The sequence below is a fragment of the Pseudomonas sp. AL03 genome (assembly GCF_029960815.1).
In the GTDB taxonomy this organism is placed as follows: Bacteria; Pseudomonadota; Gammaproteobacteria; order Pseudomonadales; family Pseudomonadaceae; genus Aquipseudomonas.
Window position 1 is genome coordinate 1 of sequence record NZ_JASBRE010000068.1, and the last position, 2437, is coordinate 2437.

3 protein-coding genes are annotated in these 2437 nt (G+C 59.8%); all 3 read left to right on the plus strand.

Going from position 1 to position 2437, the window contains the following annotated elements:
* Positions 1–67 precede the first annotated feature (67 nt).
* On the plus strand, positions 68–967 hold the full coding sequence (locus QK293_RS27380; protein WP_282383457.1) for a sugar ABC transporter permease: 900 nt from the start codon (positions 68–70) through the stop codon (positions 965–967).
* A 10-nt stretch (positions 968–977) separates the two neighbouring features.
* Positions 978–1808 carry a carbohydrate ABC transporter permease gene (locus tag QK293_RS27385; protein WP_282383451.1) on the plus strand — a complete coding sequence of 277 codons (831 nt, stop codon included), beginning with the start codon at positions 978–980 and terminating at the stop codon, positions 1806–1808.
* Between the two features lie 33 nt (positions 1809–1841).
* The coding region (locus tag QK293_RS27390; RefSeq protein WP_282383454.1) for an ATP-binding cassette domain-containing protein at positions 1842–2437 on the plus strand (596 nt) is incomplete at its 3' end.

The window sequence follows — 2437 nt, forward strand, 5'->3', positions numbered from 1 at the left end:
AGTTGATCTTCATTTGTCTGTTCTTAATCGGTTATTCGCCATGAATATTTCAACTGCCAACGCTCACATGGACATTCCCCAGCCGGTGCGTAAAAGCCGGTTGGCCAACCCCGGCTGGTTCCTGGTCAGCCCCTCGGTGGCGTTGTTGCTGCTGTGGATGATCGTGCCGCTGGGCATGACCGTTTACTTCTCGCTGATCCGCTACAACCTGCTTTACCCCGGTGAAAACCAGTTCGTCGGGCTGGAGAACTTCAGCTACTTCCTCAGCGACTCGGGGTTCCTGCCCGGCGCCACCAACACCTTGTTGCTGGTCGGCAGCGTGCTGTTGATCAGTGTGGTGTTCGGGGTGCTGATCAGTGCGCTGCTGGAGGCCAGTGAGTTTCTCGGTCGCGGCATCGTGCGGGTGATGCTGATCTCGCCGTTTTTCATCATGCCCACCGTCGGGGCGCTGATCTGGAAGAACCTGATTTTCCACCCGGTCTCGGGGATCCTCGCCTACGTCTGGAAACTGTTCGGCGCGCAGCCGGTGGACTGGCTGGCGCACTACCCGCTGCTGTCGATCATCATTATTGTGTCCTGGCAATGGCTGCCCTTTGCGATCCTGATCCTGATGACCGCCATGCAGTCCCTCGACCAGGAACAGAAGGAAGCCGCGCGCCTCGACGGTGCCGGACCGATCGCGATCTTCTGGCACCTGACTCTGCCGCACTTGGCGCGGCCGATTGCGGTGGTGGTGATGATCGAAACCATCTTCCTGCTCTCGGTGTTCGCCGAAATCTTCACCACCACCAACGGTGGCCCCGGCTACGCCTCGACCAACCTGGCCTACCTGATCTACAACCAGGCGCTGGTGCAGTTCGACGTCGGCATGGCGTCCGCCGGCGGCTTGATCGCGGTGGTGATCGCCAACATCGCGGCCATCGTGCTGGTGCGGATGATCGGCAAAAACCTGACTGACAAAGCCTGAGGCCTGCGCCATGACCCTTCAACAATCCCGCCGTCTGCAAAGCCTGCTGCTCGGCACCCTGGCCTGGGCCATCGCGATCCTGATCTTCTTTCCGATTTTCTGGATGGTGATGACCAGTTTCAAAACCGAAATCGACGCGTTCGCCACGCCACCGCAGTTCATCTTCACCCCGACGCTGGAGAATTACCTGCACATCAACGAGCGCAGCGATTACTTCAGCTTCGCCTGGAACTCGGTGGTGATTTCCTTCAGCGCCACGGCCCTGTGCCTGCTGATCGCGGTGCCGGCGGCGTACTCGATGGCGTTCTACGAAACCCAGCGCACCAAAGGCACGCTGCTGTGGATGCTCTCCACCAAAATGCTGCCACCGGTGGGCGTGCTGATGCCGATCTACCTGCTGGCCAAGAGTTTCGGCCTGCTCGACACGCGCATCGCGCTGATCGTGATCTATACGCTGATCAACCTGCCGATCGTGGTCTGGATGATTTACACCTACTTCAAAGACATCCCCAAAGACATCCTCGAAGCCGCGCGCCTCGACGGCGCCACGCTGTGGCAGGAAATGCTCCGGGTGCTGTTGCCGATCGCCAAGGGTGGCCTGGCGTCCACGGTGCTGCTGTCGCTGATCCTGTGCTGGAACGAGGCGTTCTGGTCGCTGAATTTGACCTCGTCGAAAGCCGCGCCACTGACCGCGTTGATCGCCTCCTACTCAAGTCCCGAAGGTCTGTTCTGGGCCAAGTTGTCGGCGGTGTCGACGCTGGCCTGCGCGCCGATCCTGATCTTCGGCTGGATCAGCCAGAAACAATTGGTCCGCGGCCTGTCGTTCGGCGCCGTGAAATAGCCCTCAAAGCATAAGCACAAAAGGAGCGCCACCATGGCCAACCTGACAATCAAGAATCTGCAAAAAGGCTTCGAAGGCTTTTCCATCATCAAAGGCATCGACCTGGAAGTGAACGACCGCGAGTTCGTGGTGTTTGTCGGCCCGTCGGGCTGCGGCAAATCCACGTTGCTGCGCCTGATCGCCGGCCTGGAAGAGGTCAGCGGTGGCACCATCGAACTGGATGGTCGCGACATCACCGAAGTCAGTCCGGCCAAGCGCGACCTGGCGATGGTGTTTCAGACCTATGCCTTGTACCCGCACATGAGCGTGCGCAAAAACATGTCGTTTGCCCTCGACCTGGCCGGCGTACCGAAAGCCGAGGTTGAGAAGAAAGTCGGCGAAGCGGCGCGCATCCTCGAACTCGGGCCGATGCTGGAGCGCAAGCCGAAGCAACTCTCGGGCGGTCAACGTCAGCGCGTGGCCATTGGCCGGGCGATCGTGCGTAACCCGAAAATCTTCCTGTTCGATGAACCGCTGTCCAACCTCGACGCCGCCCTGCGGGTACAGATGCGGTTGGAACTGTTGCGACTGCACAAAGAACTGCAAGCGACGATGATCTACGTGACCCACGACCAGGTCGAAGCCATGAC

What these genes read in the sequence shown, in the direction of transcription:
- QK293_RS27380 (WP_282383457.1), top strand. Translation starts at nt 68, where the DNA reads ATGGACATTCCCCAGCCGGTGCGTAAAAGCCGGTTGGCCAACCCCGGC.
- QK293_RS27385 (WP_282383451.1), top strand. Translation starts at nt 978, where the DNA reads ATGACCCTTCAACAATCCCGCCGTCTGCAAAGCCTGCTGCTCGGCACC.